Here is a 15063-nt window from a genome sequence, read left to right as displayed (position 1 = left end):
TTGCGCGTCGCGCTGCGAGGGACATCGCCTTAGCGCGGATCGCCCGGAGTCGACGTCTTCTGCGCATGCGCATCGTACGCCTCCACAATTCGCGCGACCAGCGGATGGCGAACCACGTCCGCGCTCGTGAAGCGCGTGAGTGCGATGCCGCGCACGTTCGTGAGCACCTGCTGCGCTTCGATCAGTCCGCTCTTCTGGCCGCGCGGCAGGTCGACCTGGGTCGTGTCGCCCGTGACGACCGCCTTCGAGCCGAAGCCGATCCGGGTGAGAAACATCTTCATCTGCTCGGGCGTGGTGTTCTGCGCCTCGTCGAGGATGATGAACGCGTGATTCAGCGTGCGGCCGCGCATGTAGGCGAGCGGCGCGATTTCGATCATCTGCCGCTCGAACATCTTCGCGGTCTTGTCGAAACCGAGCAGGTCGTACAGTGCGTCGTAGAGCGGGCGGAGATACGGATCGACCTTCTGCGCGAGATCGCCCGGCAAAAAGCCGAGCCTCTCGCCCGCTTCGACGGCGGGGCGCGTCAGCACGATGCGCTTCACCTGGTCGCGCTCGAGCGCGTCGACCGCGCAGGCCACCGCGAGGTAGGTCTTGCCGGTACCGGCCGGGCCGACCCCGAACGTGACGTCGTGCGACACGATTTGCTTCAGGTAGTCGCGCTGCGCCGGCGTGCGGCCGCGCAGATCGGCGCGCCGCGTGTACAGCTTCGGGCCGTATTCCTCGAAGTCGTCTTCGTTCGCGACGGTATCGGCGGGCTGGTCGAACGGATGATCGGGGTTGCCGGCGAAACGCGGATGGACGGCGTCGTCGCCATTGCCGTTGCCGTTCGGGCGATGGAGCGCCGGATGGCGGACTTCGACGAGCGCGAGCTGGATGTCGTCGACCGACAAAGGCTCGCGCGCGTTGTTGTAGAAGTTTTCAAGTGCGGTGAGCGCGAGGTTCGCGCCGCGCCCACGGATCGTGATGCGATGGCCGCGACGCTGCAGGGTCACGTCGAGCGCCTGCTCGATCTGCCGCAGATTTTCGTCGAGCGGTCCGCAGAGGTTGGCGAGCCGCGCGTTGTCTTCGCGCGGTGCGGCGAATTCCAGATGCTGCTGAGTGGTCTTCAAGGCAGTGAGTCGATCCTGTCGGTTGCGGTACTCGGAAGGTCGTTCAGTGCGTCGTGGCGGCGCTGTCGTCGTGAACCATCACGAGCTCGCCGCGCAGCGAGTGCGGGTACGCGTGCACGATCTTCACGTCGACCATCCGGCCGATCAGCCGTGCGTGCGACGCGACCGGCGCCGGGAAATTGACCACGCGGTTGTTCTCGGTGCGGCCCGCGAGCTCGTTCGGGTCCTTGCGTGCCGGGCGCTCGACCAGAATGCGCTCGACCTTGCCGACCATCGCGTCGCTGATGCGCTGCACGTTCTGTTCGATCGTGGCCTGCAGGTGTTGCAGGCGCTTGAGCTTCACCTCGCGGGGCGTGTCGTCGTGCAGGTTCGCGGCCGGCGTGCCGGGACGCGGGCTGTAGATGAACGAGAAGCTCGTGTCGTACTGCATCTCGTCCACGAGCGCCATCATCTTCGCGAAGTCTTCGTCGGTCTCGCCGGGGAAGCCGACGATCATGTCCGTCGACAGCGACAGGTCCGGGCGGATCGCGCGCAGCTTGCGGATCACGGACTTGTATTCGAGCACGGTGTAGCCGCGCTTCATCGCCATCAGGATGCGGTCGGAGCCGTGTTGCACTGGCAGATGCAGGTGGCTGACGAGCTTGGGCACCTTCGCGTAGGTGTCGATCAGGCGCTGCGTGAATTCCTTCGGATGCGACGTCGTATAGCGGATCCGTTCGATGCCGGGGATCTCGGCGACGTATTCGATCAGCGTCGCGAAGTCGGCGATCTCGGCCGAGCCGGCTGTCGGCGCGCCGCCGAATTTTCCACGATAGGCGTTTACGTTCTGGCCGAGCAGCGTGACTTCGCGCACGCCCTGCTCGGCGAGACCGGCGATTTCGGTCAGTACGTCGTCGAGCGGACGCGACACTTCCTCACCGCGCGTGTATGGCACGACGCAATAGCTGCAGTACTTGCTGCAGCCTTCCATGATCGACACGAATGCGCTCGGACCTTCGACGCGCGCTGGCGGCAGGTGATCGAACTTCTCGATTTCGGGGAACGAAATATCGACCTGCGCGCGGCCGCTCGCGCGGCGCGCGCCGATCATCTGCGGCAGGCGGTGCAGTGTTTGCGGACCGAACACGATATCGACGTACGGCGCGCGCGCGACGATCGATGCGCCTTCCTGGCTGGCAACGCAGCCGCCGACGCCAATGATCAGATTCGGATTCGCGTCCTTCAGCTCGCGCACGCGGCCGAGGTCGGAGAAGACTTTTTCCTGCGCTTTTTCGCGCACCGAGCAGGTATTGAACAGGATCACGTCGGCGTCTTCCGGCGTGTCGGTCTTGACGAGTCCTTCAGCGGCACCGAGCACGTCGACCATCTTGTCGGAGTCGTACTCGTTCATCTGGCAGCCAAAGGTTTTTACATAAACTTTCTTGGTCATCGAATTTCGCCGGTCGCAGTGGTTAACCTGGGGGCGTCGTAAAAAGGTGAGGGAGGCCGCGGCGCGGAGCAGCGCGCTGCCCGGTGGCCAGTCTGCGCGTGTCGTTGCGGTGTAACGGAACATTATAGCCCTTCAGGGAGCGGGGGTTCCGGGACCGATCCGTCGGCCCGGCGCCAGTCCCAGCAGGCTTTCCGGCTGCACCTCGCCGCCGCGCGTGGGTTGTCGGTTGCTTGCCTCCGCAATGCTGATAACAGTGTGAAGATAACTTCGTTGGGTGCGGCCAAAGCCGATGCTATCTTGCTTCCACTCACTGCTCTTGCGCCGCCGGGCGGCGCTCTGGAGGCCAATATGCATTCCCCGCTCGCGCTGGTCCGCGATCCTTCGGCCGATGCCGATACCGATGCGGCGCCGCGCTCGGCCGAACCCTTCGATGCGCTCGAACAGCTGGTCGGCGTGAATCTGGCGCGGCTGCGCGCCGAGCGGCAGCTTTCGCTCGATGCGCTGGCGCGCGCATCCGGCGTGTCGCGCGCGATGCTCGCGCAGATCGAGTCGGCGCGCAGCGTGCCGTCGATCAAGGTGCTGTGCAAGGTGGCGGCGGCGCTGAAGGTGTCGGTGGCGGCGTTCCTGCGGCGTCACGCGACCAACGGTTTCGAGCATCTGCCGGCCGAGCGCTCGGCGCGTGTGGTCAGCGCGAACGGGCGCTACTCGGTGCGGCCGCTGTATCCCGACGACGAGTCGATCGCCGCCGAGTTTCACGAACTGCGCATCGCGCCGCTCCATACCGAGGCGGGCATTCGCCGCACGCCTGGCACGACGGTGAATCTGGTGGTCAGCGACGGCACGCTCGAAGTCAGCGTGCACGACCAGCGCCAGCTGCTCGCGACCGGCGACGCGATCGTATTCGATGCCGATCAGCCGCACAGCCTGCGCAATCCCGGCGATACCGAGGCGCGCGCGTTTCGCGTGACACTGCGGGCGGAAACGCCGCCGCGCTGGCAAGCGCCCGCCGCAGGCGTCGCGCGCGACGAAGCCGCACGCGAAGGCGTGCCGGGTTGAGGATCGACGGCGCTCGAGGATCAGGCGTAGCTCAGCGCGTCGATGCAGGTCTAACGCCGCCAGTAGGGTCATTGTTTGTCGCGCTGCAGCTCCCGCGCGACTGTTGTATGCTTCGCCGGCCGGTCGAACCGGCAATCAGTGCGTCTTCAGGGCGGGGTGAAATTCCCCACCGGCGGTAGGCCGGCAGCGCGACAGCGTGAGCCGGCAAGCCCGCGAGCGCCCGCATCGAGTGGTCTCCGGAATCTCGAAGACAGCCGCGGGGTCAGCAGATCTGGTCAGAAGCCAGAGCCGACGGTCATAGTCCGGATGGAAGAAGATGTGCAGATAGTCATGTGCGTTCCCCGACGCCGCCCGTCACCGAGGCGGCGGATGAGCGCCCGCTTCGTGCGGCGCCCGGCGGCGCGTCTGTGTCTGTTTGCAATGCCCTGAAACGTTTCTCGCCCAACTTTCGCGATGAGCGTTTCAACCATGTCCTTTGCTACTTTTCCCGCTCCGTCGACGATTGCAGCCGATGCTTTCGCCGATCTCCCTCTGCTTGCCACCGAAGCCGTTCCGCCGCGCATCGCCGTTGCCTTGCAGGCGCTGCGCGAGGGTCGCGCCGTGGTGCTGCAGGACGACCACGACCGCGAGAACGAAGCCGATCTGATCGTCGCGGCCGAGCGCCTGTCGGTCGAAACGATGGCGCTGCTGATCCGCGAATGCAGCGGCATCGTGTGTCTGTGTCTGCCCGACGACAAGATCCGCGCGCTAGAACTGCCGCCGATGGCCATCAACAACGAAAGCCGTCACGGCACCGCGTTCACGGTGTCGATCGAAGCCCGCGAAGGCGTGAGCACCGGCGTATCCGCGCAGGATCGCGTGACGACGATCCGCGCGGCGATCGCCGATGCCGCCAAACCCGCCGACATCGTGCGGCCCGGTCACGTCTTCCCGCTGCGCGCGATGCCCGGCGGCGTGCTGGCGCGGCGCGGCCATACCGAAGGGACCGTCGATCTCGCCATCCTCGCGGGCCTGAAACCGGCCGGCGTGCTGTGCGAACTCATGAACGCCGACGGCACGATGACGCGCGGCGCCGACGTCGAGCGCTTCGCCGCGCAACACGACCTGCCGATGCTGACGATCGCCGAGCTGGTGGAGTTTCGCGCAGCGCTCGCGCAGGCGCGCGAGGGCGCGATGCTGGAGGCTTGACGGCCGTCCAGCTGGCGCGGCACGCGAAGCGATCACGCAAAAAGCCGGAAACCGCTACGACTGCACGTCGCCGAACTCGCCGCGCACGCCCGCCTCGATGAGCGCCGGCAACTCCTGCATGTGCTTGATGATTCGCGTGATGCCCATCGCGCGCAGCGCGTCCGCATAGCCGTCCGGAATATGGCTCGCGCCGACGAACGCGATCGTCTTCATGCCGGCCGCGCGCGCCGCGTTCAGACCCGCGACGCTGTCTTCGACGACGAGGCAGCGCGCCGGCTCGACGCCGAGCGTGGTGGCCGCAAACAGATAGACATCGGGATACGGCTTCGGCCGCGCGACCTGTTCGGCGCTGAACACGCGCTCACCGAAAATCCGCTGCAAGCCCGCGCGCCGCACCGACGCCGCGACGCGCGTCATGCGGCTGTTCGATACGACCGCGGCCGGCAGCGTCACGCGTTGCAGCGCGTCGCGCACGCCGTGGATCGGACCGAGCGACGCGGCGAGTGCGAGCTCGACGTTGTGCTCGATCGTATCGAGGAAGTTCGCGGGCAGCGCGATGTCGAACTGCATCTCGAGGCCGGCGAGAAAGCGCGAGGTTTGCTGGCCGAACGCGGTTTTGATGACGGGCGCGAAATCGAGGCCGGGGTAGGTGGCCGTCAGCGTATCGAACATCACGCGATCGGCGATGACTTCACTGTCGACGAGTACCCCGTCGCAGTCACAGATGAGGTGGTCGATCATGCCTGAAAAACGGTAAGCGCAAAGCGCGCGGGGTGGGGGTTGCCTTACGGCGTATCGGCCCAGGCCTTCGCCGCGCGGATCGCGCGTTGCCAGCCTTCGAGACAGGTCCTGAGCTCGGCATGCGGGAGCGCCGGCGTAAAGCGATGCTCGAGCTTCCACTGACTTTTCAACTCGTCGATGTCCTTCCAGTAACCCACCGCGAGACCGGCCAGATAGGCGGCGCCCAGTGCGGTCGTCTCCGACACCCGCGGGCGCACCGTGTCGACGCCGAGGATGTCGGCCTGGAACTGCATCAGCAGATTGTTCGCGCAAGCGCCGCCATCCACGCGCAGCTCGCCGATGCGAATGCCCGAGTCGGCTTCCATCGCCTTCAGCACATCGAGCGATTGATACGCGATCGAATCGAGCGCCGCGCGCGCGATATGCGCGGACGTCGTGCCGCGCGTGACGCCGAACAGCGTGCCGCGCGCATGCGCGTTCCAGTGCGGCGCGCCGAGGCCGGCAAACGCGGGCACGAGATATACGCCGTCGCAATGCGGCACACCGCGCGCGAGCGTTTCGATTTCCGCCGCGTTCTTGATGATGCCGAGGCCGTCGCGCAGCCACTGTACGACCGCGCCGCCGATGAAGATACTGCCTTCGAGCGCATAGTCGATACGCTCGCCGATCTGCCAGGCGATCGTCGTGACGAGATTGTTTTTCGATTCGATCGGTTTGTCGCCGGTGTTCATCACGAGGAAGCAGCCGGTGCCGTAGGTGTTCTTCACCATGCCGGACTCGGTACACATCTGCCCGAACAGCGCGGCGTGCTGGTCGCCGGCGATGCCCGCGAGCGGAATCTTCGACGCGAATACGGTGGTCACCGTCGGTCCATACACCTGCGACGAGGGCTGCACTTCCGGCAGCATGCTGCGCGGAATGTCGAGCGCGGCGAGCAGTTCGTCGTCCCACTTCAGCGTGTGGATGTTGAAGAGCATCGTGCGCGACGCGTTGGTCACGTCGGTCACGTGCAGCGCGCCCTTCGTGAAGTTCCACATGAGCCAGCTGTCGACGGTGCCGAACGCGAGCCGGCCCTGACGCGCTTTTTCGCGCGCGCCTTCGACGTTGTCCAGAATCCAGCGGATTTTGGTCGCCGAGAAGTACGAGTCGATCGGCAGACCGGTCTTCGCGCGCACGCTCGCTTCGAGACCTTGCGCCTTCAGCTCGTCGCAGAAGTCGGCGGTACGGCGGTCCTGCCAGACGATCGCGTTGTAGATTGGGTGGCCGGTGTCACGATCCCACACGATCGTGGTTTCGCGCTGGTTCGTGATGCCGATCGCCGCGATCGACGTGCCGTTCATGCCGGCTCGCGTGACCGCCTCGGCGGCGACGCCGGCCTGCGTCGACCAGATTTCCTGCGGGTCGTGCTCGACCCAGCCCGGGTGCGGGTAAATCTGCTGGAATTCCTTTTGCGCGGTCGACACGACGTTGCCGCGCCGGTCGAACAGCATCGCGCGCGAGCTGGTGGTGCCTTGGTCAAGCGCGAGGACGTACTGATCCTGCATTGTCTCTTCTCCATGCGTGTTATCGATCGCCGGATTGCTGGCCGGCGACGGGAGCGGCGTGTTGTTGTGAGGGGGCCGCCATAGTGTGAGGGCGCGTGCCGGCGTCGTCCAGCGGAGCTGCGGGGTGGGCAGGCTGCTTCAGGTCGTGGGCGGTGCGCACCGTTGCCGCGGGCGCGTTCGGTTTGCGCTCGCGCTTTCGCCGGGGGCCGCGAGCTTGCGGCGCCGCGCGGCCTACGCGCTCTGCCGCACCGGTTCGCGCGCGAACCACGCGTCGATGTCGCGCGTGACTTGCTCGAGCGTGCCCGGCTCCGCATGCAGGCCGAGCTTCGAGCGCCGCCACAGCACGTCTTGCGCACTGCGCGCCCATTCAGTGTCGCGCAGATAGATCAGCTCGGCTTCGTGCAGCCCCGGCGCGAACTCCCGGCCGAGCTCGGCGCGCGAGCGCGCGAGGCCGATCACGCGATTCGCGCGCGTGCCATACGCGCGCGCGAGCCGATGCGCGAGCGATGCCGGCAGCCACGCGTGCTCGCGCGAGAACTCGCCGAGGAAGCGATTGAAGTTCGCCTGCGCGATGTCGCCGCCCGGCAGCGGCGCGTCGACGGTCCACGCGGACGCACCGTGGCCGAGCGCCTCGGTGAGGGTATCGACGGCCTGCTCGGCGAGCTTGCGAAAAGTCGTGATCTTGCCGCCGAACACCGACAGCAGCGGCGCCTGGTCCGCGGGCGCGTCGAGTTCGAGCGAGTAGTCGCGCGTGAGCGCCGACGGATTGTCCGCGTTCTCGTCCTCCAGCAGCGGGCGCACGCCCGAATAGCTCCAGCGCACGTCGGCAGGCGAAATCTTCTGCTTGAAGTAGCGGTTGATCGAATCGCACAGGTATTGCGTTTCGTTGGCGTCGATCGCGACCCGCGACGGGTCGCCGCGATATTCGAGGTCGGTCGTGCCGATCAGCGTGTAGTCGTGCTCGTACGGAATCGCGAAGATGATCCGCTTGTCCGGGTTCTGGAAGATGTACGCGTGATCGTGCTCGAACAGGCGCCGCGTGACGATGTGACTACCCTTGACGAGCCGCACGCTATGCGACGCCGGTCGGCCGAGCGCACCTTTCAGCAGCTCGCCGACCCATGGGCCCGCCGCGTTCGCGATTGCCGAGGCGCGCACCTCGAGCGTCGTGCCGTCCGCGCGGTGCAGTTGCGCGAGCCACTCGCCGCCGTCGCGCTCGGCGTTGACCAGCTTCGTGCGCGTGAGGATCGTGGCGCCCCGCTCGTGCGCGTCGAGCGCGTTCAGCACGACAAGGCGCGCGTCGTTGACCCAGCCGTCCGAATAAACGAAGCCGCGCTTGATCGAATCGACGAGCGGCGCGCCGGCCGGATGCCGGCTCATGACGATGCCGCGCGAAGCCGGCAGCAGCTCGCGCCTGGCCAGATGGTCGTAGAGAAACAGACCCGCCCGGATCAGCCACGCGGGGCGCAGATCCGGCATATGCGGCATCACGAAGCGCAGCGGCCACATGATGTGCGGCGCTGCGCGCAGCAGCGTTTCGCGCTCCTGCAGCGCTTTGCGCACGAGCCCGAACTCGCGGTACTCGAGGTAGCGCAGGCCGCCGTGGATCAGCTTCGTGCTCGCCGACGACGTATGCGCGGCCAGGTCGTCCTGCTCGCACAACAGCACCGACAGGCCGCGGCCGGCCGCGTCGCGGGCGATGCCGGCGCCGTTGATCCCGCCACCGACGACGAGCAAATCGTATTTCGTGCGTGACGTCACCTGCTGAGTCCTCTGCATCGATTCTGGAAATGGGTTGGAAAGCGAATTGAATGAGTGATGTTCGATTTCGAACTTTAACGAACACAAACGAAAAAGTAAAGTTCGCTTTCTCCGGGCGGACTGGGCCGAATGGCGAGCGGAGTGGCGTAACGCACGACCGCGGACGATACTCTTGGCAGCAGCTATTTCGAGGTGATGAATGCGTGGACTTTTGATGATCGGCGCGGTGGCGGTTCTGGCGGGATGCGTGAGTACGCCGAGCCTGGAGGGAACGAGGGGCGCGGCGTCGTTCGAGTCGTTGCAGAAGATGTGTTCGCCGCAGACCGTCGATTACGGCAGCGATGCGCAGATCGTCTATGAGACGTTCTTCGACGCCTACGTGGCGAACCGGCGCGGCCGCTTGTCGAACGAGGACTTCTGCGCTTTCCAGGCATCGATTGCGCAGCGCCATGCGAGCGAGGCGACGAGCAGCGATCCGAAGGTGCGCAATCAGTGGGTGGAGTTTTTCAACGAACAGCGAGCAAGGGCGATCAGCTGGCGGGCGGGCGTCGATCCGACCTTGCGTAACGGGTAGGCGGCATTGGGCTGACCGACGAGCGCGATTCCTCGCCGCCTGCCCGGTGTCCAGCTTCACTTTGGCTGCGCCAGCGCGCCGCGCCACAGCATGCGCAAGAGTTGCGCAAACACCGCTTCGCGCGATGGCTGCTGTGCATCGCGGCCGGCGGGATCGGCCGGTTGCGCCGCCGACGGCGGCAGCTGGTTCGCGAGCGCGAGCATCGTGAAACCGTGCAGGCTGGTCCAGTACGCGTAGCCGATCAGGCGCGGATCACCTTCTAGAACGCCCGCCTCGACGAGCTGCTCGAAGTGCGCTTCCATAAGATGCCGCGCGCGCTGCGAAGCCGCGGCCAGTTCAGGGTAGACGTCTTGCTGTTGCGGCGTCTGGTCGAACATCAAGCGGTAGGCGTGCGGTTCGTCGAGCGCGAAGGCGACGTAGGCCTCGCTGACGGCGCTGCGGTCGATCGCGAGGGCGTTCGCGGGCATGCGTTGCGCGGCCGCTTCGAGGCGCGCTGCGAAGCGGCTGAACGCGGCGGCTCGGACCATCGCCAGAATGTCTTCCTTGTCGCGGAAATATCGATACGGTGTCATCGCGCTGCAGCCGAGTTCCTTGGCCAGCTCGCGCATCGTCACGCCCTGCGCGCCGCGGGTCGCAAACGCGTTTTCAGCGACGCGCCGCATGGCTTCGCGAAACTGCTGGATATCGTCGGCGGAGAGGGTTTTGGGCATGCGCGAGGGCGGGAAGTCCGTCGCGGAAATTTACTGCGTAAATGAGCTACGCACAACAACGCGCTGCGAAAGCGGCTCGCGGTCGTGAGAAGTAGGTGACGCGAACCTGGAAGTAGAGCGCGAGCGCGGCGCATACCGCAAGGGCGGCGCTAACACGCCGCCAACGACTCTCGAACTGACTGCGGCGAATTCAGGAAGAACGTTTGATGGCCCGCAATGCGGTGTCGCCGGTTTCGGTCACGCGCCATTCTTCGTTGCCCGATGCGAGGCGCTCGAGTTGCACCAGTTGGCGTTCGAGCAACGCATCGAGTTCTTCTCGGTTCATTTCGACTTGATTGGGGGCGTCTTTGACGAGCAACAACGTGGCGAATTCATGCGGACTCAGCATCGTTCTCTCCATGTCAGCGAATTGCGGATAGCCTTGCAGTCGACCGGAGGTCGGAGCAGGGTCCGCTAAAGGATCAGGGCGGGAGGTACGGCTTATACGACAGATTCACACGACCGACGCCGTGCGAAACTCGCAACGTACGCTGGGGAACTGGAGTGTAGGCGAGCACCGACGAAACGCCAACCTGCCGCCCGCAAATTTTCCATTTGACAATTTGATGGGCGACCGGCGGTCCTGCCTGCCAGCCAATTTCTTGATTTAACGCGAAGTTTGGCGTGCACCGCAGCATGGCGGAGAACGCCTGGAATTATCCGGCAATATACATTTGACAATCGGCGGTGCTCAGCGCCTCGGCGAAGTCGGCGGGCGGTGCGGCGTCGGTGAACAGCGCGTCGATCTGCTCCAGATGTCCCTGGCGAACTAACGCCGGGCGGCCAAACTTGGAGTGATCGGCGGCCAGGAACACGGTGCGCGCGTGCTCGATGATCGCCTCGGCGACGCGCACTTCGCGCGTGTCGAAATCGCGCAGCGTGCCGTCCGTTTCGATGCTCGACGTGCCGATGATCGCGAAGTCGACCTTGAACTGGCGGATGAAATCGATCGCCAGTTCACCGACGATGCCTTTGTCCCACGGCCGCACGATGCCGCCCGTCACCAGCACTTCGCAATCCGGGTAGCCGCTCATCATGCTCGCCACGTTCAGATTGTTCGTGATCACACGCAGTCCGCGGTGGCGGTTCAGCGCGCGCGCCACTTCCTCGGTGGTCGTGCCGAGATTGATGAACAGCGACGCCTGATCGGGAATGTGAGTGGCCACCAGCGCGGCAATGCGGCGTTTCTCGTCGTGGAACATGCGCTGGCGCGCGGTGTAGGAGACGTTCTCGGAGCTGGTCGGCAGACTGGCGCCGCCGTGATAGCGGCGCAGCAGGTTCATATCGGCGAGCCAGTTGACGTCGCGGCGGATCGTCTGAGGTGTGACGTCGAAGTGGCTCGCGAGGTCGTCCACGGTCACGAAGCCGTCGCGTTGCACCCACTCCAGCAATTCCTGTTGCCGGGCGTTGAGAGTCAGGCGGGGGTCTCGTGTCATGTGTCTCGTGTCGTGGCTGTGGTTGCGGCTATTGTAAGACCAACGTGCCTCTTGTCCGCCAACTGGCGCAATCCGGCCAAACGCGGCGCGAAGGTCTCGAACCTGCTTTTAGATCCATTCAGGCACGTCGCGCATTTATTCATTTGATAAATGAATTTGTTTTTTGGGCCGGTTCGCGCTGCAATTCGGGGCTTCGTGTTTTACCTGCTTAACAACCTTTCCCATGATGTCCGGCGACTTTGTCGTGCCGGGCCGCGCTTTCGAGAGTGTTCGACATGACTGGCTTCAACTGGCAAAACCCCTATCCGACGCAACGTCTGCCCGTATTCGCACGCAATCTCGTCTCGACCTCGCACCCGCTCGCCGCGCAGGCCGGCCTGCGCATGCTGTGGAAGGGCGGCAATGCCGTCGATGCGGCCATCGCGGCCGCCGCCGCGATCACGGTGGTCGAGCCGGTCTCGTGCGGCCTCGGCGGCGATGCGTTCGCGCTCGTGTGGGACGGCAAGAAGCTGCACGGTCTGAACGCGTCGGGCGTGTCGCCGGCTGCGTGGAACGTCGATTACTTCAAGCGCAAATATGGCGAGGAAAACGGCCTCGCGAAGCAGCCGAAGCGCGGCTGGGACGCCGTCACGGTGCCGGGCGTGATCGCCGGTTGGGAAGCGCTGCACCAGAAGTTCGGCAAGCTGCCGTTCGCCGATCTGATGGAGCCGGCCATCGAGATCGCCGAGCGCGGTCACGCGGTGGCCAGCATCGTCGCCTACAAGTGGGCGAACGCCGTGCCGGAGCTGAAGGATCAGCCGGGCTTCGCGCAGACCTTCATGCCGCGCGGCCGCGCGCCCGAGGTCAGCGAACCGGTGCGCTTTCCCGGTCACGCGAAGACGCTGCGCCTGATCGCCGAGCAAGGTCCGCGCGCGTACTACGAGGGCGAGATCGCCGAGCGTATCGCCGCGTTCGCGCGCGAAGGCGGCGCCGCGCTCACCGCCGACGACCTGCGCAACTACCGCGCGGACTGGGTCGAGCCGATCGGCAAGGACTATCGCGGCTACACCGTGCATGAGATTCCGCCGAACGGCCAGGGCATCGCGGCGCTGGTTGCGCTCGGCATTCTCGAGAAGTTCGACGTGAAGTCGCTGAAGGTCGACAGCGTCGAGTCGCAGCATCTTCAGATCGAAGCGATGAAGCTCGCGTTTGCCGATCTGTATCGCTACGTCGCCGATCCGCGTTCGATGGACGTCACGCCCGAGCAGATGCTCGACGACGCGTACCTGAGCTCGCGCGCGAAGTTGATCGATCCGAAGCGTGCGACGCACTTCGACTTCGGCATGCCGAAGGCGGGCGGCACGATCTACCTGTCGGCCGCGGACGAGAGCGGCATGATGGTCAGCTTCATCCAGTCGAACTACATGGGCTTCGGCTCGGGGGTCGTGGTGCCGGACAGCGGCATCGCGCTGCAGAACCGCGGCTGCGGCTTTTCGATGGATCCGAAGTCGCCCAACGTCGTCGAGGGCGGCAAGCGGCCGTTCCATACGATCATCCCGGCGTTCCTCACGCAACAGGTGAACGGCCAGCAGGAAGCGGTGATGAGCTTCGGTGTGATGGGCGGCGACATGCAGCCGCAAGGCCACCTGCAAACGGTGGTGCGCATGCTCGACTACGGCCAGCAGCCGCAGGCCGCGTGCGACGCGCCGCGCTGGAAGGTCAACCGCGACTTCACGGTCGACATCGAGTCGACGCTCGATCCGAAGACCACCGAGGGCCTGCACAAGCTCGGCCACACGATCAAGTCGGTCGATGATCCGTATATGGACTTCGGCTCCGGCCAGTTCATCTGGAAGCTCGATCGCAACGAGCCGGAGCGCGGCTATGTGGCGGCGAGCGACAGCCGCCGCGACGGGCTCGCCGCCGGCTTCTAGACCGGAACGAGGCAACAGGTAATGAACGCGCGGCGTTGCGCATGCCGCGCACACTTGCGCGGCCGCCTCGCCGCCTCGCCGACGCGGGCGGTGCCGCACCTACGACAGTCATCACCCAGCAGACCCGCAGGAGACCATGATGAACACCCCCGCGTCGCATTCGACGACCGCTTCCCCTCACGCCGCACCGCTGTCGAAAGCGATGGTGCGGCGGATCGTTTTCTCATCGTCGATCGGTAATGCGCTCGAGTGGTTCGACTTTCTGGTCTACGGCTACTTCGCGACGATCATCGCGAAACAGTTCTTTCCGATGCAGGACGAGTGGCTCTCGACGCTGCTCGCGATCGCCACCTTCGGCATCTCGTTCCTGATGCGCCCGCTCGGCGCGATCGTGCTCGGCGTCTATGGCGACCGCAAGGGCCGTAAGGCGGCGCTCACGCTCGCGATCGCGCTGATGATGGTCGGTACCTTCACGATGGCGGTGATGCCGCCGTTTTCGTCGATCGGTCTCGCGGCGCCGCTGCTGGTGCTGCTCGCGCGGCTCGTGCAGGGCTTCGCGGTCGGCGGCGAGTTCGGCAGCGCCACCGCGTTCATGGTCGAGCACAGCGCGACGCGGCGCGGCTACTACGCGAGCTGGCAGTTCGCGAGCCAGGGTCTCGCGGCGATCACCGCGGCGGCGTTCGGCTCACTGCTGACCGCGTGGCTGCCGGCCGAGCATCTCAACAGCTGGGGCTGGCGCGTGCCGTTCGTGTTCGGTTTGCTGGTCGGGCCGGTCGGCTACTACATCCGCTCGCATCTCGACGAAACGCCCGAATTCCTCGCCTTGCGTGAAACGCGCGCGGCCAGCGAGGCGGCCAGCGAGCGCAAGATGCCGGACGAAACGAAAGATGCGTCGTTCTCGAGTCAGTGGGTCAACCTGCTGCTTGCGATCGGCATCGTCGCGCAGTCGACGGTCGGCGTGTACGTGCTGCAGCTCTACATGCCGCTCTACGCGGTCAAGCAACTGCATATGGCGGCCGCCGCGTCATTCGGCGTAGTCGTGCTGAACGGCGGCATGCAGTTCATCTTCTCGCCGATCATGGGCGCGCTGTCCGATCGCATCGGCCGCATTCGCATCATGCTGACCACCTCGATCCTGATGGGGCTGTTGATCTATCCGATGTTCGCGTGGCTGCAGAGCCATCCGACGATTGGCTGGCTGCTGGTGCTGCAAGGCGTCGCCGGGATGTTCAAGGCGTCTTATTCGGGGCCGATGCCCGCGCTGATGTCGGAGATCTTTCCGACCCAGGTGCGCTCGACCGGCCTTTCAATCGGTTACAGCATCGGCGTGACGCTCTTCGGCGGCTTCGCGCCGACCATCGTCGAAACCTTCATTCATTTGACCGGCGACAAACTTGCGCCCAGCTATTACGTGCTGCTGGCGGCGGTGCTTTCAGGCATATCGCTGGTCATCGTCGCGCTGCGCAGGCGTCGCGCGTGCCCCGTCCCAGGCGGCGTACAGCCTGCCTGAGCTTGCGGGCACCCCGCTGGGGCCGCCGGGCCCATCGGGCCCGGTGTCTGTCC

General features: G+C 65.6%; 13 protein-coding genes and 1 riboswitch. Of the genes, 5 read left to right on the top strand and 8 right to left on the bottom strand.

The features are described from left to right. Positions 1–29 precede the first annotated feature (29 nt). Together BJG93_RS13640 and miaB are read right to left on the bottom strand one after the other, a co-directional pair. Positions 30–1109 (bottom strand): PhoH family protein, encoded by a 1080-nt coding sequence (locus BJG93_RS13640; RefSeq protein ID WP_027198799.1) that lies wholly within the window; start codon positions 1107–1109, stop codon positions 30–32. Between the two features lie 43 nt (positions 1110–1152). Next, positions 1153–2538, bottom strand: a complete 1386-nt coding sequence (gene miaB, locus BJG93_RS13635; RefSeq protein WP_027198798.1) for a tRNA (N6-isopentenyl adenosine(37)-C2)-methylthiotransferase MiaB — start codon at positions 2536–2538, stop codon at positions 1153–1155. Between the two features lie 348 nt (positions 2539–2886). On the opposite strand from miaB, the gene BJG93_RS13630 reads away from it, so the two are divergent. Both BJG93_RS13630 and ribB read left to right on the top strand, forming a co-directional pair. Next, positions 2887–3594, top strand: coding sequence for a helix-turn-helix domain-containing protein (locus tag BJG93_RS13630; RefSeq protein ID WP_027198797.1), 708 nt, complete (start codon positions 2887–2889; stop codon positions 3592–3594). 138 nt (positions 3595–3732) lie between these two features. Then, a riboswitch (FMN riboswitch) is annotated at positions 3733–3916 on the top strand. A gap of 146 nt (positions 3917–4062) precedes the next feature. After that, positions 4063–4782: a 3,4-dihydroxy-2-butanone-4-phosphate synthase gene (gene ribB / locus BJG93_RS13625; protein WP_027198796.1), complete on the top strand. Its 720-nt coding sequence runs from the start codon at positions 4063–4065 to the stop codon at positions 4780–4782. A gap of 54 nt (positions 4783–4836) precedes the next feature. Here the strand turns inward: ribB and BJG93_RS13620 are convergent, their stop codons facing one another. The 3 genes from BJG93_RS13620 to glpD all read right to left on the bottom strand — a co-directional run bounded on the left by BJG93_RS13620 (position 4837) and on the right by glpD (position 8846). Beyond that, positions 4837–5523 carry an HAD family hydrolase gene (locus tag BJG93_RS13620; RefSeq protein WP_027198795.1) on the bottom strand — a complete coding sequence of 229 codons (687 nt, stop codon included), beginning with the start codon at positions 5521–5523 and terminating at the stop codon, positions 4837–4839. Between the two features lie 44 nt (positions 5524–5567). Next, a complete protein-coding gene (gene glpK, locus BJG93_RS13615; protein WP_027198794.1) occupies positions 5568–7067 on the bottom strand; it encodes a glycerol kinase GlpK in 1500 nt (499 codons plus the stop codon). Between the two features lie 231 nt (positions 7068–7298). Next, entirely contained in the window at positions 7299–8846 is a 1548-nt protein-coding gene (glpD, locus tag BJG93_RS13610; protein ID WP_407675284.1) for a glycerol-3-phosphate dehydrogenase, read from the bottom strand. A 181-nt stretch (positions 8847–9027) separates the two neighbouring features. Here glpD and BJG93_RS13605 point away from each other — a divergent pair, with 181 nt between their 5' ends. Next, positions 9028–9402: a hypothetical protein gene (locus BJG93_RS13605; RefSeq protein ID WP_027198792.1), complete on the top strand. Its 375-nt coding sequence runs from the start codon at positions 9028–9030 to the stop codon at positions 9400–9402. A 56-nt stretch (positions 9403–9458) separates the two neighbouring features. Here BJG93_RS13605 and BJG93_RS13600 read toward each other — a convergent pair whose 3' ends face one another. From BJG93_RS13600 to BJG93_RS13590, 3 genes are all read right to left on the bottom strand, one after another. Continuing rightward, positions 9459–10112, bottom strand: a complete 654-nt coding sequence (locus tag BJG93_RS13600; RefSeq protein ID WP_027198791.1) for a TetR/AcrR family transcriptional regulator — start codon at positions 10110–10112, stop codon at positions 9459–9461. A gap of 190 nt (positions 10113–10302) precedes the next feature. Continuing rightward, positions 10303–10500, bottom strand: a complete 198-nt coding sequence (locus tag BJG93_RS13595) for a hypothetical protein (protein ID WP_027198790.1) — start codon at positions 10498–10500, stop codon at positions 10303–10305. 307 nt (positions 10501–10807) lie between these two features. Continuing rightward, positions 10808–11587, bottom strand: a complete 780-nt coding sequence (locus BJG93_RS13590) for a DeoR/GlpR family DNA-binding transcription regulator (RefSeq protein ID WP_027198789.1) — start codon at positions 11585–11587, stop codon at positions 10808–10810. A gap of 275 nt (positions 11588–11862) precedes the next feature. Between BJG93_RS13590 and ggt the strand changes: the two genes are divergently transcribed. Together ggt and BJG93_RS13580 are read left to right on the top strand one after the other, a co-directional pair. Continuing rightward, positions 11863–13500 carry a gamma-glutamyltransferase gene (ggt, locus tag BJG93_RS13585; RefSeq protein ID WP_027198788.1) on the top strand — a complete coding sequence of 546 codons (1638 nt, stop codon included), beginning with the start codon at positions 11863–11865 and terminating at the stop codon, positions 13498–13500. A 139-nt stretch (positions 13501–13639) separates the two neighbouring features. Continuing rightward, positions 13640–15010, top strand: a complete 1371-nt coding sequence (locus tag BJG93_RS13580; RefSeq protein ID WP_027198787.1) for an MFS transporter — start codon at positions 13640–13642, stop codon at positions 15008–15010. Positions 15011–15063 lie beyond the last annotated feature (53 nt).

Source organism: Paraburkholderia sprentiae WSM5005 (assembly GCF_001865575.2).
GTDB classification, from domain to species: domain Bacteria; phylum Pseudomonadota; class Gammaproteobacteria; order Burkholderiales; family Burkholderiaceae; genus Paraburkholderia; species Paraburkholderia sprentiae.
The sequence above is the reverse complement of the archived record's forward strand: the minus strand, read 5'-3'. Positions and strand labels throughout refer to the sequence as shown.